Annotated in this window: 23 protein-coding genes; 14 read left to right on the top strand and 9 right to left on the bottom strand. The window is 64.8% G+C overall.

Translation table 11 applies throughout. The features are described from left to right. The first annotated feature begins 147 nt into the window (after positions 1-147). Positions 148-834 carry a response regulator transcription factor gene (locus tag ACGLHS_RS16370; RefSeq protein WP_394481227.1) on the top strand — a complete coding sequence of 229 codons (687 nt, stop codon included), beginning with the start codon at positions 148-150 and terminating at the stop codon, positions 832-834. Continuing rightward, positions 827-2236 (top strand): cell wall metabolism sensor histidine kinase WalK, encoded by a 1410-nt coding sequence (locus ACGLHS_RS16375; protein ID WP_093241646.1) that lies wholly within the window; start codon positions 827-829, stop codon positions 2234-2236. Before ACGLHS_RS16370 ends, ACGLHS_RS16375 begins: the two co-directional genes overlap by 8 nt. Before the next feature lie 133 nt (positions 2237-2369). Here ACGLHS_RS16375 and ACGLHS_RS16380 read toward each other — a convergent pair whose 3' ends face one another. From ACGLHS_RS16380 to ACGLHS_RS16390, 3 genes are all read right to left on the bottom strand, one after another. Continuing rightward, positions 2370-2783, bottom strand: a complete 414-nt coding sequence (locus tag ACGLHS_RS16380) for a hypothetical protein (RefSeq protein ID WP_394481229.1) — start codon at positions 2781-2783, stop codon at positions 2370-2372. 14 nt (positions 2784-2797) lie between these two features. Next, on the bottom strand, positions 2798-4567 hold the full coding sequence (locus ACGLHS_RS16385; RefSeq protein WP_394481231.1) for a peptidase: 1770 nt from the start codon (positions 4565-4567) through the stop codon (positions 2798-2800). A 629-nt stretch (positions 4568-5196) separates the two neighbouring features. Beyond that, positions 5197-6333, bottom strand: coding sequence for an iron-containing alcohol dehydrogenase (locus ACGLHS_RS16390; protein WP_093240065.1), 1137 nt, complete (start codon positions 6331-6333; stop codon positions 5197-5199). Positions 6334-6479: 146 nt separating this feature from the next. Between ACGLHS_RS16390 and ACGLHS_RS16395 the strand changes: the two genes are divergently transcribed. Continuing rightward, entirely contained in the window at positions 6480-7445 is a 966-nt protein-coding gene (locus ACGLHS_RS16395; RefSeq protein ID WP_394481234.1) for an alpha/beta hydrolase, read from the top strand. Then, positions 7442-8317 carry a YbgC/FadM family acyl-CoA thioesterase gene (locus ACGLHS_RS16400; protein ID WP_394481236.1) on the top strand — a complete coding sequence of 292 codons (876 nt, stop codon included), beginning with the start codon at positions 7442-7444 and terminating at the stop codon, positions 8315-8317. Before ACGLHS_RS16395 ends, ACGLHS_RS16400 begins: the two co-directional genes overlap by 4 nt. 32 nt (positions 8318-8349) lie before the next feature. Here ACGLHS_RS16400 and ACGLHS_RS16405 read toward each other — a convergent pair whose 3' ends face one another. Beyond that, positions 8350-9255 (bottom strand): hypothetical protein, encoded by a 906-nt coding sequence (locus ACGLHS_RS16405; protein WP_394481238.1) that lies wholly within the window; start codon positions 9253-9255, stop codon positions 8350-8352. A 145-nt stretch (positions 9256-9400) separates the two neighbouring features. Continuing rightward, on the bottom strand, positions 9401-10330 hold the full coding sequence (locus ACGLHS_RS16410) for a YgfZ/GcvT domain-containing protein (RefSeq protein ID WP_394481240.1): 930 nt from the start codon (positions 10328-10330) through the stop codon (positions 9401-9403). Positions 10331-10464: 134 nt separating this feature from the next. On the opposite strand from ACGLHS_RS16410, the gene mltG reads away from it, so the two are divergent. The 8 genes from mltG (at position 10465) to ACGLHS_RS16450 (ending at position 16583) form a co-directional block, all read left to right on the top strand. Then, positions 10465-11487 (top strand): endolytic transglycosylase MltG, encoded by a 1023-nt coding sequence (mltG, locus tag ACGLHS_RS16415; protein WP_093240054.1) that lies wholly within the window; start codon positions 10465-10467, stop codon positions 11485-11487. Beyond that, entirely contained in the window at positions 11484-12155 is a 672-nt protein-coding gene (gene tmk / locus ACGLHS_RS16420) for a dTMP kinase (protein ID WP_394481242.1), read from the top strand. The genes mltG and tmk overlap by 4 nt, the downstream gene beginning before the upstream one ends. After that, the gene (locus tag ACGLHS_RS16425) at positions 12152-13168 is read left to right on the top strand and encodes a DNA polymerase III subunit delta' (protein WP_394481244.1); all 1017 of its coding nucleotides are present in this window, start codon (positions 12152-12154) and stop codon (positions 13166-13168) included. The genes tmk and ACGLHS_RS16425 overlap by 4 nt, the downstream gene beginning before the upstream one ends. Beyond that, positions 13165-13545 (top strand): PilZ domain-containing protein, encoded by a 381-nt coding sequence (locus ACGLHS_RS16430; RefSeq protein ID WP_093240048.1) that lies wholly within the window; start codon positions 13165-13167, stop codon positions 13543-13545. The genes ACGLHS_RS16425 and ACGLHS_RS16430 overlap by 4 nt, the downstream gene beginning before the upstream one ends. A gap of 84 nt (positions 13546-13629) precedes the next feature. After that, a complete protein-coding gene (locus ACGLHS_RS16435) occupies positions 13630-14436 on the top strand; it encodes a TatD family hydrolase (RefSeq protein ID WP_394481247.1) in 807 nt (268 codons plus the stop codon). Continuing rightward, entirely contained in the window at positions 14433-15113 is a 681-nt protein-coding gene (locus ACGLHS_RS16440) for an ankyrin repeat domain-containing protein (protein WP_394481249.1), read from the top strand. Before ACGLHS_RS16435 ends, ACGLHS_RS16440 begins: the two co-directional genes overlap by 4 nt. Before the next feature lie 134 nt (positions 15114-15247). Beyond that, the gene (locus ACGLHS_RS16445; protein ID WP_394481251.1) at positions 15248-15736 is read left to right on the top strand and encodes a DUF2726 domain-containing protein; all 489 of its coding nucleotides are present in this window, start codon (positions 15248-15250) and stop codon (positions 15734-15736) included. A gap of 340 nt (positions 15737-16076) precedes the next feature. After that, complete coding sequence (locus ACGLHS_RS16450) at positions 16077-16583, top strand: antirestriction protein (protein ID WP_394481253.1); 507 nt, start codon at positions 16077-16079, stop codon at positions 16581-16583. 54 nt (positions 16584-16637) lie between these two features. Here ACGLHS_RS16450 and ACGLHS_RS16455 read toward each other — a convergent pair whose 3' ends face one another. Further along, a complete protein-coding gene (locus ACGLHS_RS16455; protein ID WP_394481255.1) occupies positions 16638-17678 on the bottom strand; it encodes a DNA-binding protein in 1041 nt (346 codons plus the stop codon). Positions 17679-17777: 99 nt separating this feature from the next. Between ACGLHS_RS16455 and ACGLHS_RS16460 the strand changes: the two genes are divergently transcribed. Next, the gene (locus ACGLHS_RS16460) at positions 17778-18899 is read left to right on the top strand and encodes a site-specific integrase (protein WP_394481257.1); all 1122 of its coding nucleotides are present in this window, start codon (positions 17778-17780) and stop codon (positions 18897-18899) included. Between the two features lie 156 nt (positions 18900-19055). On the opposite strand, the gene ACGLHS_RS16465 is transcribed toward ACGLHS_RS16460, so the two are convergent. From ACGLHS_RS16465 to ACGLHS_RS16475, 3 genes are read right to left on the bottom strand one after another with little or no spacing between them, the layout of a single operon-like run. Beyond that, a complete protein-coding gene (locus tag ACGLHS_RS16465) occupies positions 19056-19853 on the bottom strand; it encodes an ImmA/IrrE family metallo-endopeptidase (protein WP_394481259.1) in 798 nt (265 codons plus the stop codon). A 5-nt stretch (positions 19854-19858) separates the two neighbouring features. Then, complete coding sequence (locus ACGLHS_RS16470; protein ID WP_394481261.1) at positions 19859-20263, bottom strand: hypothetical protein; 405 nt, start codon at positions 20261-20263, stop codon at positions 19859-19861. Then, positions 20260-20865, bottom strand: coding sequence for a hypothetical protein (locus ACGLHS_RS16475; RefSeq protein WP_394481263.1), 606 nt, complete (start codon positions 20863-20865; stop codon positions 20260-20262). The genes ACGLHS_RS16470 and ACGLHS_RS16475 overlap by 4 nt, the downstream gene beginning before the upstream one ends. 279 nt (positions 20866-21144) lie before the next feature. On the opposite strand from ACGLHS_RS16475, the gene ACGLHS_RS16480 reads away from it, so the two are divergent. Then, complete coding sequence (locus ACGLHS_RS16480; RefSeq protein WP_394481265.1) at positions 21145-21405, top strand: hypothetical protein; 261 nt, start codon at positions 21145-21147, stop codon at positions 21403-21405. The last annotated feature ends 4 nt before the right edge of the window (positions 21406-21409 follow it).

Genomic DNA, 21409 nt, shown 5'->3' on the forward strand with positions numbered 1-21409 from the left:
GCACGGGACGCCTTCCCATGCCCTTGACCCGCCCCGTCGCCCCGGATCGAGAATACGAAGACGCGACTGAAGAACATCCCAAGAAATCCTGAAGTTTTCTTCAGGATCGGGGCCTGCCGTCAGGAAGGAACGGCATGATCCACCCCCATGAGAATCCTGCTGATCGAAGACGACCGCAAGGCCGCGCGCCTGCTGGCCCGGGGCCTGCAGGAAGAAGGCTTTGTCGTCGACGTCGTGCACACGGCAGAGGAGGGCGACGAGGAAGCCTTCGTCATTGCCTATGACCTGATCGTGCTCGATTGGATGCTGCCCGGCAAAGACGGCCTGACGCTGTGCCGCGACCTGCGCCAGCGCGGCTGCAAGACGCCGGTGCTGATGCTCACCGCCCGCGACGCCCTGGCCGACCGCGTGACCGGCCTGAACAGCGGTGCCGACGACTACCTGACCAAGCCCTTTGCCTTCGACGAACTGCTGGCCCGCGTGCGCGCCTTGCTGCGCCGCTCCGAAATCATGCGGCCGGTGGTGCTGGCCGTGGCCGACCTGAGCCTGGACCCGTTGAGCCAGCGCGTGGTGCGCGGCGGCGCGGTGCTGGAGCTGACCCACAAGGAATTCGCGATCCTGCAGATCCTGCTGCGCCATGCCGGCGAGGTGGTGAGCCGCTCGCGGCTGGCCGAGCAGGTCTGGAAAGATGACCTCATCGCCATCGACAACCTGATCGACGTGCACATCGGCAACCTGCGCCGCAAGGTCGATGCGCCGCCGGCCGTGCCGCTGATCCAGACCGTGCGTGGGCGCGGCTTCCGGCTGGCGCAGGCCGACGATGCCCATGCTTAGTTTTCGCAGGCGGCTGGCGCTGGCGCATGTCAGCGTGATCGTGGTCGTGATGGCGATTGCCGCCTTCGGCTCGTACCTCGTGTTCTCGCGCAACGTGCACCGCGAACTCGACGCGGCCCTGCTCGCGCTGGCCGAAACCGAGATGGGCATGCTGCTGTCCGCCGGGTCCGGCGACACGGTGATCGTGCACGAGGCGCCGCCCGGCCCCGGCGCGCCTTCGTTCGTGCGGCTCGACCGCCTGGTGCAGATCGTCGACACCGATGGCCGGGTGCTGGCGCGCAGCTCCAACCTCGGCGAGGCGCAACTGCCCATTCCCGAAGTGCTGCGCAACCGGCTCGCGGCCGGCGAGACCGTGTTCGAAACGCTCAACGGCTTCGGCGAGGAGCCGACCCGCATGGTCTCGGTGCCCGTGCCGGGTCGGCCTTCGTTGCTGGCGGTGCAGGTGGCCGGCTCGCTGGACGACGTGAACCGCACCGTCGCCATGGCCAGCGTGCTCTTTCTGATCCTGGGTGGCGCGTTGCTGCTGGCGTTGGGCGCGGCGGGCGCGTTGATCACGCGGCGAGCCTTCGGCGCCATCAACGACGTCGTGCAGCAGGCCCACCGCATCGGCGATGCGAACCTGGGCGAGCGCCTGCCGCATCCGGGCACGAACGACGAGATCGGGCGGCTGGTCGACACGCTCAACGACATGCTGGGCCGGATCGAGAACGGCATGGAGGCACAGCGTCGCTTCACCTCCGATGCCTCGCACGAATTGCGCTCGCCGCTGTCGCGGCTGCGCACCGAGCTCGAGCTGGCTTTGCGGCGCCCGCGCGACCCGGCCGCCTATGTGGAGACGCTGCATTCCTCGCTCGAAGAGGTCGAGTCGCTCACGCTGCTGGTCGAAGAGCTGCTGGTGCTGGCCCGGCTCGATGCCGGCCAGGAGCGCGATGCGGCCGAGACGGTGTCGCTCAACGTGCTGGCCGAGGAAGCGGTGCGCCGGCTGGAGCCGATGGCACGCGAGCGCCGCTTGACGCTCCTGCTCGAACCCGCACCGCCCGTGGCCGCGCGGGTGGCGCGCGGCGCGGCCAGCCTGGCGCTGGCGAACCTGCTCGACAACGCGCTCAAGTTCTCGCCGCCCGACACCACCGTGCGCGTGAGCCTGCGCGCCGATGCAGAGGCCAACGAGGCCGTGCTCAGCGTGTCAGACCGCGGCCCCGGCATCCGCAGCGACGACCTGCCGCATCTGTTCGAGCGCTTCTATCGCGGGGCCGTGGCCCGATCGGACGAGAAGACGCCCGGGCTCGGGCTTGGGCTGGCGCTGTCGCAGGCCGTGGTGCATGGGCACGGGGGGCGCATCGAGGCGGCGAATGAAAGCGGTGGCGGCGCGCGCTTCGACATGCGGCTGCCGTTGGCGCATTGATGCCCCAGCGCATTCAGGAAGATAAAAACCGTTCGCGGCGAGTGTCCCGAGGTGCTCGTCGTGCCGTTCCACGCGGCGTGCCTGTCGCCGAGGAGCCTGCGCATTTCGCCTGCGCGAGCTCCTCGCTCTGCCCTTACTTGCCGTCGGTCTGACTGCTCGCCTTGGCCGCAGCCTTCATGCGCATGACCCGCTGGGGCGTGCGTTGCGACTGGAAGCGCAGCACGTCGTCGAGCCGGACATAGCCGCTGCCGGACTGGTCGATTTCGCTGAAATGGTCACTCACGAAACCCCAGCCTGCCGCCTTGGCCTGCTGCTGGGACAGCATGCCGTTGACGTCGCCTCCCGTGGCGGCGGCGAAGCGCTCGCGGGTCTGGGTCTCGACGTGCTGCGACACGGAGTCTTCGGTCGGCTTCGGTGGATGGACCCAGCCCTTGGGAGGCGGCGGCGGCCTGGGCATGTCGTCGTAGGCGTGTGCGGTGCTCATGCCCATCAACGGGACGATGGTGGCGATGGCGCTGGCGGTCAACCAGAAAGATGTGTTTTTCATGGTGAGCCTTTTGTTTACTGGAGTTGAGCGGCCGAAGCACTGGCGTTGTCCAGTGCGTCCTGGGCCGGCAGGGCGTAGTAGTCGTTGAGCGTCTGCTTGAGCGGCGCCCGCGATGCCTCGGTGTTGTAGATCATGTGGCCGCCTTCGAACCATTTGACCGGGATACGGCTGCCCAGGTTCACGCTTTCCAGGTCGAGTTCGGTCTGGAAGCCCGGCGTCGCCACGTCTTCATAGCCGTGCAGGATCAGCATCTTGCTGTCCGGATTGGCGGTCAACACCGCCTGGATGTCGGTGATGCTCTGCGGGTAGAAGTCGTTGCTGCCGGCGCGCTGCCATTTCCAGTACTGGATCGTCTGGTTGTTCAGCGGCTGATAGGCCGTCTTGTTCTTGTAATTCACGAAATCGGGGAAATAGGTCTTGAGCTGGTTCAGGAATGCGACGTTGATGTAATCGTCGGCCGCAAAGCTGTTGCCATTGGGAACTTTCATCCGCGCGTCGTAGCGGCCGAGCGTATTGCCCGCAACCAGTGCCGTCCGGAAGCTGCCAGGGCCGTAGTTGAAGCTGCCCTTCCAGGTCGCCGCGGAAATTCCGGTGTAGGCCGCCATCTGATTGAGCACCGTCTGGCCGGCCGTGCTGGCGGCGAAGGTGTTCCATTGGCTCTGACTCTTGGGGACGCTGTAGTCGCTCGGGCCGAAATACGTGGTCAGCGTATTTCCGTACGTCGTTTTCGCGAGCGTGCGCAATTCGGCAAGGTATTGATCCTGGGTTTTTGTTCCGCGCTTGGTGGATTTCCCGAAATAGTCCGCCGTCATTGCGTACGAGGGGATGTAGCCTTCGCAGGAAGACTGCTCGTCCATCATGTCGCAGTTGGAGTTGTAGTTGACCAGCGGCGAATTGAGGATGAACCCGGCCAGTACCTTCGCCGGCTTGCCCGATGGGTCGGGTACATAGCCGCTGGTGCCGGCCTGCTCCAGCAGGTTGGCGACGATGGGGGTGCGGATGCCGCCGTACGACTCGCCATACAGGTACTTGGGCGAGCTCTGCCGGTTGAACTTGTTGGTGTAGGCGACGATGAAATCGGCGACCACCTGGGCATCGATGTCGGTGCCCCAGAGGTCCGCGTTCTTCAAGGGCGAGATGGCGGTCGAAAGCCCGGTGCCGGGCGGATCGACGAAGACGATGTCCGACTTGTCGAGCAGCGAGATCGCGTTGTCCTCGAACGGAAAGCTCGCGGGTTGCTTCGTGGGGTCGGGCATGTTGGGCGCGTCGGACTTCAGCCGCTTCGGGCCCCATGAGCCCATGTGCAGCCAGATCGAGGCGGAGCCGGGGCCGCCGTTCCACAGGAAGGTCACGGGGCGGTCTTGCTTGGGCAGGTCGTCCCGGGTGTACGAGGTGTAGAAGATGGCCGCCTCGGCCTTCTTTGTGGCGCCGACACCTTTGTAGGCCACCAGATGCCCTGCGCGCGCCACGTAGTTCAGGGCCTGGCCGTCGATGGTGATCGTGTGCTGCTTGAGGGAGGTGTCCTCGTTGATCGACGACAGCGCGATCGAGCCGGTCCGCGTCGTGTTGTAGGTGTTGGGATCGTCCAGAACCTTGTCCACCACGGCCACATTGGCCGGCGGATTGCTGACGTTCGGCGCGGGTGCGTCTGCGGCTTCCTTGGACGCGGGTGCACTTGAAACCGGCGCGAATGACGAGGCGCTGTCGCCCCCGCCGCCGCACGCCGCCAGGGCGGCCGCTGCAAAAGCCGTGAAGACGGCTCGACTCAAAGTTCTGCGATGCATGGATGCGATCTCCGAGAGGTCAAAAAAAGAACGGCAAGCTGGTGGGCGCCGTTCGCCTTCGAGCCAGGTCGCGATGCCATCCGACTGCGAATGGACGCGCACCCCGGCTCGTTTCGGCGCTCGTTGTGCAAGCACCGAAATTCGATGATCTTTCAGTCTTCCCTCTGTGCTGAGAATTCAAAAAACGCTCGCCGAATCTGAATTGAACGGCAGAGCCGTTGGTTTTCAAAAATCAGAAAATGAATGTTTTTGAATCAGCTTCTCGAAAAATACTATGCAAGCATTAAAGGAGAATTCCAAAAAATGGAACGTTGTTTTTAATTTCTCCCGGGATGACGTTTAATTAATATCTCTTACACCATGGAGAAATGCATTCTTTTTATTTCAGACCTTTAATCGATGAATTAATTATTTGGCAGGCGAATTTATTTTTCGCCACCTGACTGTCAGCTGACTTGAATTGATTCAAAAGAAATGCAAATGCTGCGCGTGACTCTGCAGCCTCGACCGAGAGGGGAAAGGAAAAGCGTTGGGATTTGTGTCGGGCGATCCGCGTTGCGGGGCCCGATTGAGACCGGGAGGTCGGTCTGCGGACGCCGTTGCAGCGCCCGCCTGGCTTTGTTCAGTGCCTACATCGACGCTTCGAGCATCGCCCTGTAGTCGTCGCGCGAGGCCAGCCGCGGATTGGTCTTGTGGCAGTGGTCGGCCATGGCGCCGTCGATGATCTGCTCGAACAGCGCGGGCGTCACGCCCACTTCGGCCAGGCCCTTGGGCAGGCCCAGGCGCGCATTCATGTCGCGGATGGCATCGCCGAGGTCGCCCGCCGAATCGAGGTGCATGGCCTGTGCCATGCGCTGCAGGCGCTGTTCTTTCTGCACCGATTCCGCGCCCGCGTTGAAGTGGATCACGGCGGGCAGGAAGAGGGCGTTGAGCGTGCCGTGGTGCAGGCGCGGATCGACGCCGCCCAGGCTGTGGCTCAGCGAATGCACGCAGCCCAGGCCCTTCTGGAAGGCCATGGCGCCTTGCATCGAAGCGCTCATGAGGTTCAGGCGCGCCTCGCGGTCGCTGCCGTCCTTCGTGGCGCGTTCGATGTGGCCCCAGGCGCGCTCCAGGCCATCGAGGCCGATGCCGTCGGCGGGCGGATTGAAGGCGGCCGACATGAAGGTTTCCATGCAGTGCGCGATGGCGTCCATGCCGGTGGCAGCCGTGAGCCGGGGCGGCAGGCCGAGCGTGAGCTCGGGGTCGCAGATGGCGGCCTTGGGCATCAGGAACCAGCTGTGGAAGCCCAGCTTGCGGTGGTCGTCGACGATGACGATGGCACCCCGCGCCACTTCGCTGCCGGTGCCGCTGGTGGTGGGCACGGCGATCAGCGGCACCGCGCGCTCGGTGATCCGTGGCGAGCCGCCTTCGATGGTGGCGTAGGTCTTGAGCGGCCCTTCGTGCGTGGCCGCGATGGCCACGCCCTTGGCGCAGTCGATGGCGGAGCCGCCGCCCACGGCGATGAGCCCGTCGCAGCGGCCGCTGCGGTACAGCTCGACGGCGGCGCGCACGGCCGCCTCGGTCGGGTTGGAGGGGGTCTGGTCGAACACCGAGACCTCGAGGTCGGCGATGGCATCGAGCGCCTTTTGCAGCACGCCGGCCGCACGCACACCCGCGTCGGTCACGATCAGCGGGCGATTGATGCCGATGCGGGCGCATTCGCTCGACAGGAGCTTGATGGCGCCGAATTCGAACTGGATCTGGGTGAGGTATTGGATGAGGGCCATGAGGGTGGAGTGTGTGGGGCAGTACGATTGCCGACCACCCAAATCTAACAAGCAGGGGCCGTCCTGCACATGAACAAAACCCTTGCCGCTGTCGCGCCCGGCACACGGCGGGCCGCTGCGGCGGTGCAGATGCCTTTTCAGTTTCCATGACGATGAACCCTCCTACGACACCGGCGCAACCGCCGCTCACCGCGAAGATGGCGAGCGTGGTCGAGCGCATGGCGCGCGCCGGCCATCCCACGCTCGAGCAGCTCACGCCCGACGAGGCCAAGGCCTCTTATGAAAAGGGCGCGGGCGTGCTCGAAGTGCCCAAGCCCGCGCTGGCGCGCGTCGAAGACTTCAGCATCGCCGCGCGCGACGGCTTCGCGATGCCTGCGCGGCTCTATGCGCCGTCGTCCGCCGTGCTGCCGGTGCTGATCTACTTTCATGGTGGCGGCTTCACGGTCGGCAACATCCGCACGCACGACACGCTGTGCCGCGTGCTGAGCCAGAAGAGCGGCTGCGCGGTGGTGTCGGTCGACTACCGGCTCGCGCCCGCGTTCAAGTTTCCGACCGCATCGAACGATGCGTGGGACGCCTTCCAGTTCATCGCGAAGGAGGGCGCAAGCCTCGGGCTCGATCCGCGCCGGCTGGCGGTGGGCGGCGACAGCGCCGGCGGCACCCTGGCCGCCGTGTGCGCCATCCTTGCGCGCGATGCAGGCCTGCCGCTGGCGCTGCAGATGTTGATCTACCCCGGCACCACCGCGCACCAGGACACGGCCTCGCACCTGCGCCACGCCAACGGTCCGTTACTGACGAAGGCCATGATCGATTTCTTCTTCGCCCAGTACGTGCGCACGCCGGCCGACCGAGACGACTGGCGTTTTGCGCCGCTGCTGGCCGACGACGTCGACGGCGTGGCACCGGCCTGGATCGGCCTGGCCGAATGCGATCCGGTGGTGGACGAAGGCATTGCTTACGCTGACAAGCTGCGCGCCGCGGGCGTGCAGGTCGACCTCGAAATCTACCGTGGCGTGATCCACGAATTCATCAAGATGGGCCGCGCGATCCCCGAAGCGCTGCAGGCGCAGAACGACGCGGCCCAGGCACTCAAGGAAGCACTGAACCCATGACCGACACCACACCCCAACGCAAGGATTTCCGTTTCTTTCATCGCCTGCGCGTGCGCTGGGCTGAAGTCGACATGCAGAAGATCGTCTTCAACGCCCACTACCTGATGTACTTCGACACGGCCATCTCGGACTACTGGCGCGCGATGGCGCTGCCCTACGAAGAGGCAATGCAGTCGCTGGACGGCGACCTGTACGTGCGCAAGGCGACCATCGATTTCCGTGGGTCGGCGCGCATGGACGACGTGATCGACGTGGGCATGCGCTGCGCGCGCATCGGCAATTCGTCGATGACCTTCGAGGGCGGGCTGTTCCGGCAAGACCGGTTTCTGGTCGGTTGCGAGCTGGTCTATGTGTTTGCCGACCCGGCCACGCAGACCTCCAAGCCGGTGCCGGCCGCCTTGCGCGACGCACTCACGGGCTTCGAGGCCGGCGAGCCGATGCGCACCGTCGAGACGGGCGGCTGGGACGCGCTGGGCGAAGGCGCGAGCGCCCTGCGTCGCGCGGTGTTCATCGAAGAGCAGAACATTCCCAAGGAACTGGAGTGGGACGAACACGATGCGGTCGTGCTGCACGCGGTGGCGCGCAACCGGCTTGGCCAGGTCATTGCCACCGGCCGCCTGCTGCCCGCTGAAGACGGTGTCTCGCACATCGGCCGCATGGCGGTGCACCGCAACCTGCGCAGTGGCGGGCACGGCGCGGCCGTGATGAAGGTGCTCGAAGACGCGGCCCGGGCCCGCGGCGACCGCGAAGTGGCGCTGAATGCACAGCGCAGCGCCGAGCGCTTCTACGCTCGGCTGGGCTACCTGCCGCACGGCGACGGCTTCGACGAAGCCGGCATTCCGCACATCGAGATGCGCCGCACGCTGCGCTGAAGCGGCCGCTTGTTTCTTTCTTCTTTCTTCGTTCAGTAGCGGCGCGGCGGGTCTGGCACGTAGCCGGAGTCCGAGCCGGGGAAGGGCGATGGGCCATTCGGGCGCGTCCAGCGCGGCGGAGGCTCGGGTGGAATCACGCCGGCGGCGATGAGGTTCTCGCGGCTGTCGTACCGGATGCGGACCACGTCGTCGGGCGACGACCGCGCGCGCTCGAAGGTGGTCTTGCCGACATACGAGTTCTCGCGGCGGCCATGGGCGGTGCCCAGGCTTGGGCTCGGCGCAGCCTGCGGGCGCGCGAGGTTGCCAGCGGGCGCTTCGGCGGCGACAGCGCTGTCGGCGCTGGACTTGGCGCGTGCATCGCCCATCGACGACGACGACGGCTCGCGCTGCTCCCGGTCCGCGCCATATTCGCCGCGGCGCGAGTAGGGCACGACCGGCGGCGGTGGTGGCTCGGGCATGCGCTCGCGGAACATGGCGACACCGATCACGCCCACGTCGTCCGGGCGGCCCGTGCGGCTCGCGTAGGAGTTGCCGGCCGATGCGAACTGAAAGGCGGCCACTTGCGAATCGCTCTTGCGCCAGCCGGTGATGTCGCCGCGCTCGCGGCTGCTGAAGACATAGCCGTTCTGCCCGGTGCTCGCGGTTTCGCCGGTGACGACGTTCACGCCGTCCACCGACATCACGGCCATGATGCGTTCGTTCATCACATTGCGCGCCCGGATCGCATAGCGCGCGCCGGGGCGGCCGGCCACCCAGTATTCGCCGCGATAGAAGTAGATCGGCAGCTCGATCCCGTTGTTGCGGTCGACCACGCTGATCTGCATCAGCGTGCCGATGGCGTTGGTGGGCGTCGGCGGAATGTAGGGCCGGGCCGGGCTGTCCGCGCAGGCCGCCAGTGCGGTGAGTGCCAGGACGGTTGAGAAGAGTCTGCGCTTCATGGTGTTCTTCCTTGCCAGGAGTGGATCGATGCAGACTTCTACGGTGCAGCAACGCAGGCGGGGTTAAACGAGGCGCAAAAAAATGGCGCTATCTGTTCGATAGCGCCAAACGCCCATTTGCAGGGACGTTGGGGGAATTACTGCTTCAGATGTCTTCGAGCAATGCGTAGGGCAGCGGCTCGACCGTGAGCGATGCGCCATCGGCCGGCGCTCCGGCGCGCAGGGCGCCGGCTTCGAGTGCCGCGATCTGGATCGAGACCAGCGCGGCCCAGCCACCATCGGGCGCCAATGCGGCCTGCGCCACGGTGCCCACGGGCTGCTCGATGTCGTTGCCGGCAAAGACTTCCTGGCCGGCTGAAAGGGGCGCATCGGCCTGCACGAGATAGGTCCGGCGCTTCAGCGTGCCGCGGAACTGGCTGCGCGCCACGATCTCCTGGCCGGGGTAGCAGCCCTTCTTGAAGTTGACGCCACCCACCGACTCGTAGTTGATCATCTGCGGCACGAAGGCCTCGATGACCGGGGTGGTCAGCGTGACGATGCCGCTGCGCACCTCGCTCCATTGCCACAGGGCCAGGTCGATGGCCGCACCGACCGGCGCGGCATGGTCGGCAGGCGCGATCCAGAGCGCGCGCGGCACGCCGTCGGCCGGGTACAGAGACACCGCGCTGATGTCGTCGCCGATGGCCGTGCGCTTGCCGGGCGGCGTCTCGGCATCGAGGCCATTGGCGGTCAATGCAGTGCCTGCCAGGCCATGCAGCGCGAACTGCTCGGTGGCGTCGGTGAGCTTGACCTTGGCCCGCAGCACATACATTGACAGGCGCTTGAGCGTGGCGGCCAGGATGTCGCGGCTGCACACCAGCAGGATCAATTCGGGTTGCGGCCGGATGCCGATGAAGCTCGCGATGACGCGGCCCTTGGCGGTGCACAGCGCGGCCAGGCGCGCCTCGGTGGCACCGAGCAGGGAGAAGTCCTGTGTGAGCTGGCCGTGCAGGAAGCTGGCGGCATCGGGGCCTTCGGCGCGGATCACGCCGAGGTGGGAGAGGGTGGTCACCCCATTGAGAACGACTGTGGTCATCGCTGAATTATCATGGCCGGGCCTGTTCCTTCGGGGCGGCAGGGGCTCCCGCCTTGCTGCACGCAGGGCCACCGTTTTTTCAGTTCCCGGGCGCTCTTTCTTTTCTCCCGTTTTCCCACCTTCCCATCGGATCCGTGCGCAGCTTTTTCCTCACGCTTTTCCTGCTCGCCGCCCTTGTCGCGCTCGCGCTTGGCGGTGGTGGCCTCTGGTGGGTGCACCAGCCTCTCAAGCTGTCGGCGCCCAGCGTCGATCTGTCGGTCGAGCCCGGCACCACGCCGCGCGGCATTGCGCAGGCCGTGGCGGATGCCGGTGTCGACGTGCAGCCGCAACTGCTCTACCTGTGGTTCCGCGTGTCGGGGCAAGACCGCCAGATGCGCGCGGGCAGCTACGAGCTGGAGCGCGGCGTCACGCCCAAGCTGCTGCTCAACATCCTGGTGCGCGGCGAAGAAGCCACGCGCAGTGTGGTGCTGGTGGAAGGCTGGAACATCCGCCAGGTGCGCGCAGCGCTGGCCAAGGCCGACCAGCTCAAGCCCGAGAGCGTGGGCATGACCGACGAAGCCCTGATGGCCAAGCTCGGCAAGCCGGGTCTGCACCCCGAGGGCCGCTTCTTCCCGGACACCTACACCTACTCGAAGGGCTCGACCGACATCGCCTTGCTGCAGCGCGCGATGCGGGCCATGGACAAGAAACTCGAAGCCGCCTGGGCCGCACGGGCGGCCGACTTGCCGCTCAAATCGGCCGATGAGGCGCTGATTTTGGCCAGCATTGTCGAAAAGGAGACAGGCAAGGCCAACGACCGCGCCGAAATCGCCGCCGTGTTCGCCAACCGCCTGCGCATCGGCATGCCGCTGCAGACCGATCCGACCGTCATCTACGGCATGGGCACGGCCTTCGACGGCAACCTGCGCAAGAAAGACCTGCAGACCGACACCCCCTGGAACACCTACACGCGCGGCGGGCTGCCGCCCACGCCGATCTCCATGCCCGGCAAGGCCGCGCTGCTGGCGGCGGTGCAGCCGGCGCAGAGCAAGTCGCTGTACTTCGTGTCGCGCGGCGACGGCACCAGTCAGTTCAGCAGCTCGCTCGACGACCACAATCGCGCGGTCAATCGCTACCAGCGCGGTGGCGGCGACTCCAAACCCAAGGCAAACCCATGAGTGATAACGGCCTGTTTCTGACGCTGGAAGGCATCGACGGCGCGGGCAAGTCGAGCCACCTCGACGCGCTCGAAGCCCTGTTCAGGGCGCAGGGCCGCAATGTCGTGCGCACGCGCGAGCCGGGCGGCACGCCGCTGGCCGAAACGCTGCGCGGGCTGATCCTCGAACAGCCGATGGACCCGCTCACCGAGTCGCTGCTGGTGTTCGCGGCGCGGCGCGACCACATCGCCCAGGTCATCGAGCCGGCGCTTGCGCGTGGCGACGTGGTGCTGTGCGATCGCTTTACCGACGCCACCTTTGCCTACCAGGGCGCGGGGCGCGGCTTCGACGAGGCCGTGCTGGCGACGCTGGAGCAATGGGCGCAGGCGGGCAGGGCGTCGCTGCCCGCGTCGCAACTGCTGCAGCCGCAAGTCACGCTGTGGTTCGATCTGGCCCCCGAGATCGCGGCGCAACGGCTGGCCGGTGCGCGCGTGCCCGACAAGTTCGAGGCACAGCCGGTCGAGTTTTTCCGCCGCGTGGCGCAGGGCTATGCGGCCCGTGCGGCCGCCGACGCAAGGCGCTTCGTGCGCATCGACGCCAGCCAGTCGCGCGACCAGGTCTGGCAGCAGGTCGAAACCGCGCTGGTGGCGCGCGGCGTGCTGTCGCCGGCGGGTGGAGTTGTCCGATGAGCATTCCGGCACTTTCGCCTTGGCTCCACCAGCCGCTCGCGGAGCTTCTGCGTCAGCGCGGCCATGCCTGGCTGCTGCAGGGGCCCTCGGGCATCGGCCAGTACGAACTCGCGCTGGCGCTGGCCGCCGCCTGGCTGTGCGAGCAACCAACGGAAGAGGGCGGTACCGCCTGCGGCCACTGCCCGAGCTGCCACGCCATCGAGGTTCGCACCCATGCCGACCTTTGCGTGCTGATGCCCGAAGTCGCGATGGGCGAGCTGGGCTGGCCGCTCGATGAAAAGGCACAAGCTGACATCGACGACAAGAAGCGCAAGCCCAGCCGCGAAATCCGCGTCGAGGCGATGCGCGATGCCGTCGGCTTTGCCCAGCGCACCAGCGCGCGCGGCCGTGGCAAGGTGGTGCTGGTGTATCCGGCCGAGCGCATGAACACCATCACCGCCAATGCGCTGCTCAAGACGCTGGAGGAGCCGGTCGGCGACGTTCGCTTCGTGCTCGCCAGCGAAGCCGCATGGCAATTGCTGCCCACCATTCGCAGCCGCTGCCTGGGCTTTACGCTGCCCTGGCCCGAAACCGCCGAAGCCGAAGCCTGGCTGGTGGCGCAAGACGTGCCCGCTGCCGATGCGACCGCGCTGCTGCGCGCCGCTGGTGGCCGCCCCAGCGATGCCTTGCGGCTGGCCCGCTCGGGCCAATCGCCCAAGGCCTGGTCCTTGCTGCCCAAAGCCATGACTCGCGGCGACGTCGGCGCGCTGGCCGACCATGCGCCGGCCCAGGCCGTCGGTGCGCTGCAAAAGCTCTGCCATGACCTGATGGCTGTCGGCAACGGCGCCGAACCCCGGTTCTTCGATGCCGCCGACCTGCCGGCCGCTCCGCCGCGCCTTGCGCTGGCGCGGTGGTCCAAGTCGCTGGCAAACGCCGCCAGAACCGCGGAACACCCGTTCAATGCGGGCCTCATGCTCGAAGCGCTTGTGAGCGAGGCGCGAAGCACCCTAAACTCAGCCGCTCGTCGCACATGAATCAACCTGTCGCCCCCGCTGCATCCGCCCCCACGCCCGCCCGGCCGAGCGTCATTCAGCTCGCCATCAAGGAGAAGGGCGCGCTGTACGCGGCTTACATCCCGCTGTTTGCCGAGGGCGGCATCTTCATTCCGACCTCGCGCGAATACCGCCTGGGCGACGACGTCTATGTGCTGCTGACGCTGCCGGAAGACCCGCAGCGCTATCCGGTCGCCGGCAAGGTCGCCTGGATCACGCCGGCACGCGCCGCAGGCAACCGGGCGCCCGGCGTGGGCATCCGTTTTCCGTCCGACGAGAAATCGCGCCAGCTCAAGGCGCGCATCGAGACTGCGCTCGGCGGCTCGATGGCCTCCGATCGCCCGACCCAGACCATTTGAGTTCTCTGCCGTCTTCGTGACGCGGAACTCCGTACACGGCGCGGCCTCCCATAGGCGTGCGCGCCGCGCACCACACCATTTCCGATGTTCACCGACTCCCACTGCCACCTGACCTTTCCCGAGTTCGCGGACCAGATGCCGCAGATCCGCGCCGCCATGGCCGCCGCGCAGGTCGATCGGGCCCTTTGCATCTGCACCAAGCTCGAAGAATTCGATGACGTGCAGGCCCTGGCCGCCAGCTACGACAACTTCTGGGCCAGCGTGGGCGTACACCCCGACAACGAAGACATCGCCGAGCCCAGCGTCGAAGACCTGGTGCGGCTGTCGGCCCGGCCCCGCGTGGTCGCCATCGGCGAAACCGGCCTCGACTACTACCAGATGGAAGAGCGCAAGGGCGGCCGCAGCATCGCCGACATGGAGTGGCAGCGCGACCGCTTCCGCGTCCACATCCGCGCCGCGCAGCAAACGCGCAAGCCGCTCGTCATTCACACCCGCGAGGCATCGGCCGACACGTTGGCGATCCTCAAGGAGGAGGGCGAAGACGGTGCCGGCAACGCGGCAGGCGGCGTGTTCCATTGCTTCACCGAAACCGCCGAGGTCGCGCGCGCGGCGCTCGATTTGGGTTTCTACATTTCGTTCTCGGGCATCCTGACTTTCAAGAAGGCCCAGGACCTGCGCGACGTGGCAGCCTTCGTGCCGCTCGACCGCATGCTGATCGAGACGGACAGCCCCTACCTGGCGCCTGTGCCGTACCGTGGCAAGACCAACAACCCGTCGTACGTGCCCTTCGTGGCGCGACAGATCGCCGAGCTGCGAAAAGTGCCCGTAGAGGACATCGCCAGGGCGACGAGCGACAGCTTCGAAACTTTGTTCAGGGACGTCAAATCATGAAGAACTACTTTAAGAAATCAATTTATCTTATTGTCATTGCTGCATCTTTTGCAGCGCATGCAGGCTCGTTCGAAGACTTCTTCCGGGCCGTGCGCGGCGACAACGGCAGTGGTGTCCGCAGCCTGCTGAAGCGCGGGTTCGATCCGAATACGCGTGACGAACACGGCCAGACCGGCTTGCTGATTGCCATGCGCGAGCCGTCGCCCAAGGTCATCCAGGCGCTGCTCGAATCTCCGCAGACCGATGTCGACTTGGCCAGTCCCAAGGACGAAACCCCGCTGATGCTGGCCGCCATCAAGGGCCAGCAAGACCTGGTCGCCCAATTGCTGAAGCGGGATGCGGCCGTCAACAAGACCGGATGGACGCCGCTGCATTACGCCGCCACCAGCGGCCAGTTGGCGATCATGAAGGTGCTGCTTGAGAACTACGCCTTCATCGATGCGCAATCGCCCAACGGCACCACGCCGCTGATGATGGCCGCGATGTACGGATCGAGCGATGCCGTGAAGCTGCTCCTCGACGAAGGCGCGGACACGACGATGAAGAATCAACTCGGCATGACCGCCGTCGATTTCGCGAACAAGGCGAATCGCTCGGATGCAGCCGCGATGATCACGGCCGCGGCGGCAGCAAGAGCCAACGCGCCGAAGGCCGTGCCCAAAGACGGAAAGTGGTGAGTCGCGCGGACTCGATCACTGGAGATTTGCCAGCGCATTGAGCGCTGAATTCATCGCCTCAACGTGTTCGGCGAGACACGAAAAAAGGGCGTCTTCGCACTCGTGCGAGACTCTGCAAAGAAGGAGAAGCAGAGATGAATACGTTCCTATTCATGGTCTTTTTGCTGGTTGTCGGCGTGCTTGCGTTCGCACTGATCACCAGGAATAGATCGGCTCGAAACAGCAGCAGCGGCTTCGTTGACAAGCCCAAGGCGCGAGCACCACTCACAGCACGCGAACAGGCGATGTACAACCGCCTGGTGCAGACCCTGCCTGATCTGGTGGTGCTCCCGCAGGTCAGCTTCGGCGCGTTGCTCACGGCGCGCACGCGTGCCGCACGAAGCACGTTCAGCCGCAAGATCGCCGACTTCGTCGTGTGCGACCGGGCATTCAAGGTCGTGGCTGTGATCGAGCTTGGTGACAAGAGCAAGAACCGCACGGGCAAGTCACAACGCGACGCCGAGCGCGATGCGTTGCTGATCGAGGCCGGGTACCGGGTGCTGCGGTATCCGAGGGTTCCGGACGTTGGTCGGGTCGAGGCCGATTTCGATCCTTCGTTGGCCTCGGTCAGTCCTTTGGGGTGATCTCGAATATCTACACAATGTGCATTATGTAAAATCATATGCGCAAAAAAATTCCCTCACGTCGAGAGCTGGACGAAGACTCTGTCAGAACACGCGAGTGCAAAGTTGCAACATTTTTTGAGCAAAGTTCCAACAAACGCCCTTTTGGCGTGGGTCGCAGGAAAAGTTGCAACTTTGCTCACCGCGCCTGAAATGTTGCAGCTTTGCTCGCAGGCCGCCGTTGCATGGATAGTTCGACGACGAAATTGAAAAACAGACGTTAACTACTGGTCTTGTCGCCCACTGTTTCACAGAATGCGCCTGATGATGCGAGCGGGCGCTAGTTCTGTGGAGACGCACGATGGCAACACTTCAACCTTCGAATGTCGACTCGGTAAGTTGGCTGTACTACGACCGGAAGCTTCTTCATCCCCTCCTGAAGCGTCGAAAGCTGATTGGACGTGTCGAGGTGAGCGAAGCGGAAGCCGCTGACTGGGCAGCTGCGCAATTGGGCATGACGCTCATCGAGCTTTCTGATCTCTTGCTCAGCGCGTTCATGTGGCTGACGTCGGAAGCCGAGCCACTTCCAATAGTTTGGCGTGCTTGGCAGACGCAGAACCGCTGCCTCTATTTCACCCCGATGGATCAGGCTCACTGGCGACTACACCGGTGCGACAGGTATTTTGACGAAATCCTGACCGCTGACGCCGCCGGCCTGTGTGCCACCGAGTTCGCGATTGATGTGCATGTTTCGGAACTTACAATGTTTAGTGCTGCAGCCTCTTCGGGCCGTCGCCTGAGACAGCGCTTGGCCGACTACAGGTACATGCACCCAGAAGGCCCTCGTATTTCCACCGTTCTGGACTGAAGAACTTGCCTGACGCCTCATCACCTCAAGAGCTAGGTGCGGCACATCTGTTCACTATTTTTTGGCGGGCGCGAAGCGCTGTTTGCCGCCCCTGTATGGTCTTGTTTTCTCCGAGAGCGCGCTGGCCAGCAAGCCGCGCGTTGCTTCGTGTGCGCGCTCCTCTCCTGCCAAGCGGGTGCGGGATTCGTCGTGTGCTTGTCGACTCGCGCGCAATTCGGCGTGCGATTGCACCGCCTCGGCCGATTTGGCGGCCAGTGCAGCGCGCAGCTCGTGCGCGAGCGCTTCCGCGGCGCGCGTGGCAGCCAGCTGCGCCTGTAGCTTCCCAGCATTTTCTTCCTCGCCGCGGCTGCGCAGCTTCTGCTCTTTGATGAGTTCTGCGGCGATCTGGCGGGCCGCCAGGCGCTCTCGGTCGATGTCGCCTAGGAGCCGGTGTTCGCGCGCCGTATGGCGCGTTTCGGCCTCCTTAAGCGCCTCGTCCCGTGCGGCGCCGGCCGCCCGGTGCTCGCGCCGCAGGGCCTCCAACTGCGCTTGAGCCTGTGTCTGGGTCTGGGCCTGTGACTCGCGCAGGCGCCGGATCTCGCCCTGAGTACTGTCCTGCAGACGGTTGGCCTCCAACAGCTGCGCGTGGGCGGATTCAAGCGCCTGGCGCGATGCGTCGAGCGCGCCGTCCAGGCTCGCTCGGGCGGCTTCGAACGCCAGTTCGCGCTGCTGGAGCTGCGCCTGCTGATCCTGCAGTGCAGCGGTCTTGAGTTCGATGTCGCGGCGCAGGGCCTCGGCCTGCTGCGTTTGCGCCCGGGCGGCCTCCTGGCGTGTCGCCTCCCAGAGTGTCTGGACAGCCTGCAGCAGCGCCGGCGGCAGGCCGCTCGCCAGGTTGCCCGCCTGGTCGGACGCGGGGCTGCCCGCCCCTTGGCCCAACCGCTGGCCCAGCGTGGCGAACCAGGCGTCCAACATTGGGCTGACCGTGTTAGGCGAGCCTCGGCCAATTTTTTGCCGCACCCGCTCGATCGTGGGTCGCTGGCCTTCGGCGATCAGGGCATCGGCGGCCGTCCAGACGTCGCTTTGCTGAATTCCACGTCCCAAACTTTTGCTTTCCATGCCCAGGCTCCGATCTTAGAATTTACCCACGATAATTGAATGTTATCGGGACTTATTGAGATTTTGTGTTAGACATCATATATGTATATATAATTTGATATGAAAAATGGCCCTGCCTCCCACGCGGTGACCCTGCCGCTCGAGACCCCCTCCCCCCTCGATTCGCTGGGCGACGCAAGCCGCGATCCCGCACTGCTGGGGGCCGTGGCCGAGCAGGCCGCACGCGAACTCCTGCGCGAAGGCGAGTCGCCCAACACCCGCGCTTCCTACCGCAGCGCCATGCGCTACTGGGCGGCCTGGTTTGCCGCCACCTACGAGAAACCGCTGTGCCTGCCGGTGCCCGTCGCAGCGGTGATCCGGTTCATCGTGGACCACGCCGATCGCACGACTTCCGAGGGGCTGAGCGCGGCCATGCCCGCCTCAGTGGACCGTGCGCTGGTCGACGCCGGGCACAAGGCCGCCCTCGGTACGCCGGCACTGAGTACCGTGGTGCATCGCATCTCGGTCCTGTCCAAGGCACACCAACTCGCCGGCGAGGTCAATCCATGTGCCGACGAAGCCGTGCGCGAACTCCTGGCCAAGACGCGCCGCGCGTATGCCCGACGCGGCGTCACGCCGCACAAGCAGCAGGCATTGACCAAGGAACCGCTGGACGCCCTCCTCGCGACCTGCGATGAATCCTTGCGCGGTGTGCGAGACCGCGCGCTGCTCCTGTTCGCCTGGGCCACGGGAGGGCGGCGTCGCTCCGAGGTCGCGGCGGCCACCATGTCCAGCTTGCGTCGCATCGCACCGGGCGCTTACCTCTACACGCTGACCCATTCGAAGACGAATCAGAGCGGCGCGCAGCGCCCACAGGACACCAAGCCTCTCGTGGGCGCTGCCGCGGCGGCGATGGATGCCTGGCTCGCGGCCAGTGGGGTGACGGCCGGCGCCCTCTTCCGCCGCGTGCGCAAGGGTGGACATGTCGGCGAGGCGCTCAGTGCTGCGGCCGTGCGCGACATCGTCAAGGAGCGTTGCCTGCTGGCGGGCATCGAGGGGGAGTTTTCCGCGCACTCCCTGCGCTCGGGCTTTGTGACGGAGGCCGGTCGGCAGAACATGCCGTTGGCGGAGACCATGGCCATGACCGGCCACCAGAGCGTGGCCAGTGTCGTGGGCTACTTTCGCTCCGAAGCCAGTCTCGCGAGCAGCATTGCCCGGCTTTTCGACGATAACGCTGACTGAGCTCGGCCATACACAGATCACTCGCGCAGCCTGTTTCTTCTTGCCCATGCCCGGGAGGAGCACGCCATCACGTCCAGTACGAACAAGAAAACTTCTTGATCGGAGCCTCGCCGAAGCTTCTCCCCAAAGCACTGCGCCGCTCGGTCTCCTGGAGGTCTATTCGCGATGACGCCAGGCCCGTTTGGCGGACATGCGCTCTTCGAGTAGTTCCTCGTCCGTCAGGTGGAGCAAGGTATAAACACCTTCGGAAAATCTGATCGAATGCTCTTGGACGTCAAATCGATCCTCGGGAACCGATTCGAACCACAGTTCCGCGGGCATCTTGCCCTGCTTCTTCGTACTCGCTGCTCCCGCCTGTAGCAAATCGCTCGCGTAGCTGTCGCTTTCAACCTGCCGCTTGAGCCATAAATGCTCGGGGACACGGCGAGAGCGTGCAGACCACCATCTGCCATCGCCAGCGCCGTTGAAAATCAGGACGACTGGTTCTCCGGACAACTCCGCGAAGCGGATGGCAGCTGCCGGAAAGCTGACCTTGAACGCTGCCCCCAGGTCGCTTATGAGCGCCAGCGACACCCCACTCTTGCGAGCCTTGATGGCTTCCTTGAACATGTTGGGGGGCATCATGAGTGACGAAGCGTAGTCGTCGGCTTCACGCTCCTTACTTTTCTCGGCCTTATCTAGAGCCCTTTCTTCGACTCGGCACGAGAAGCTCTGGCCGTGGTGCTGCTCCCAGTGCCCGATCTCGTGCGCGATCGAAAAGCGTCGGCGCTCCGGGGATATACCGGTCGTCACGGTAACGATCCCTCGATTTCCAACGCCTACCAAGCTGGCTTCGCAGCCAGTCATCGCTCGATCACGCACCTGCAAGCCCGCTTCGAAGGCGATCACCTCAAGATCGATGTCGTCAGGGCTGTCGACATAGCAACGCGCCAGGAGGTCTTCAGATCGCCGCATGGTCGTTACCGATTCAATTCCTCGATCTGCCAATACAAGTCCAAGACCTCCTCTTCGCTCATATTCTTAGGATCACGGTTACGTGCGGCCAGCGTCAGGCGCCCATCGTTGGCCGCCTGCATCTGTGCAATCCGTTGTCGCGCAAGCTCCGCCGACACAGCTTGATCGCGCGGGGCCATCGCATGGTCGCGCGCCGATGCCATCTTTTCGCGCAGCTGCGCACGATGCAAAGCCCGCGCTTGGGCAATGCCGTCCTCTATGGCCTTCTTGCCCTTCTGCGCTGCCGTGGCTGGGTCGAGACCCAGTTCCTTGAGCTCCGCGTCGATTTCGCTCTCGCTCATCGCCATCAGATCTTCAAACGCAGCTTGCCAGACGTTGGAAAGCTGCTTCCGTGCGTCAGGCTTTGTCATTCATCTCTCCTATAGCTGGCCAACCGACGAGCGATCAAGCGCTGCACGGAGGCAAGCTGGGCTTGGTCCAGACCGGCTGCCTCAGCCAATGCGGCACCTTTGAAACCTTCGGACCGGCCAATAATGACCAATTGGGCGTCTTCCCGGTCGGCGAACAAGCTCAATATTGCATCCATTTCCTGCTTGAAGGCCAGCTCCTGCTCGGGACTGGCTGCCTGTGCATTTTCGGGGATGGCAATGACCTCGAACGGATCCTGCGTTTTCCCTTCGTCATCCGCTCCAACCAAATCCTCGACACTGATCTCAGGCCTTCGCGCACGCCGCTTGTGCCAGCTCGAGGCGATGCTGCGCATGATGCCGAACACGTTCACGTCGATAGGTACCTTGCGGCTCAATGTGCGCCGCCCTGCGAGGACTCGCAGGACCGTCTCGCGCAGCAATTCCTCCGGATCTACAGGCAGGCCCTTGAGCAGACGCGCTGCCCACAGCAGCCACCGTTTTCGATCGGCGTTGCTGGCCATGTTGCCGTCTATCCACTCTTGGAATTCTGCGGCTGTCCATTCGCCTTGCGCGTCCATCACATCGTTGTTGTTCCCAGTCACACCAATTGCTCCTTTCGGTGCTGATCTCGGACGTCGCCATCCGTCGACCACGACAACAGCATAGGGCACGCGGATCGCGAGCGCGTCCCCCATTCGAGGGATGGCATCAGGCTGTTGCAAAACAGCGGCCTTGGAGCATTTCCTAGGAAGGTTGCTCAACCAGGCAGGAATCGAATTTCTTGGCCAATGTCGCGAAAAGGTTCGAGCTGGAGCACTTGAAGGTATGCGGCGCGGACTTCCTGTTGCCGACCGCACCCACCATTGAGAAAGGGTTTACCCATGCACGAGAAGCACGACCCCAAGCCCAAGACCTACAAGTTCTTCGTGGGCAACGAAAAGTTCGAAACCGACCAGCCCGCCTTGACGGGCGCACAAATCAAGGCTTATGTGGCCAACGTGCCCCCCGGCACCAAACTGTCACTGGAAGGTCATGGCAACGATCCCGACCAGATCATCGCCGACGACCAGCTGGTTTCGCTGGACGAGCAGCATGGTGGTCCGCGCCGCTTCACCCTGGTGCCGCCGGCCAACTTCGGTTGATGCA

Source organism: Variovorax sp. VaC1 (assembly GCF_043658315.1).
Lineage (GTDB): Bacteria > Pseudomonadota > Gammaproteobacteria > Burkholderiales > Burkholderiaceae_C > Variovorax.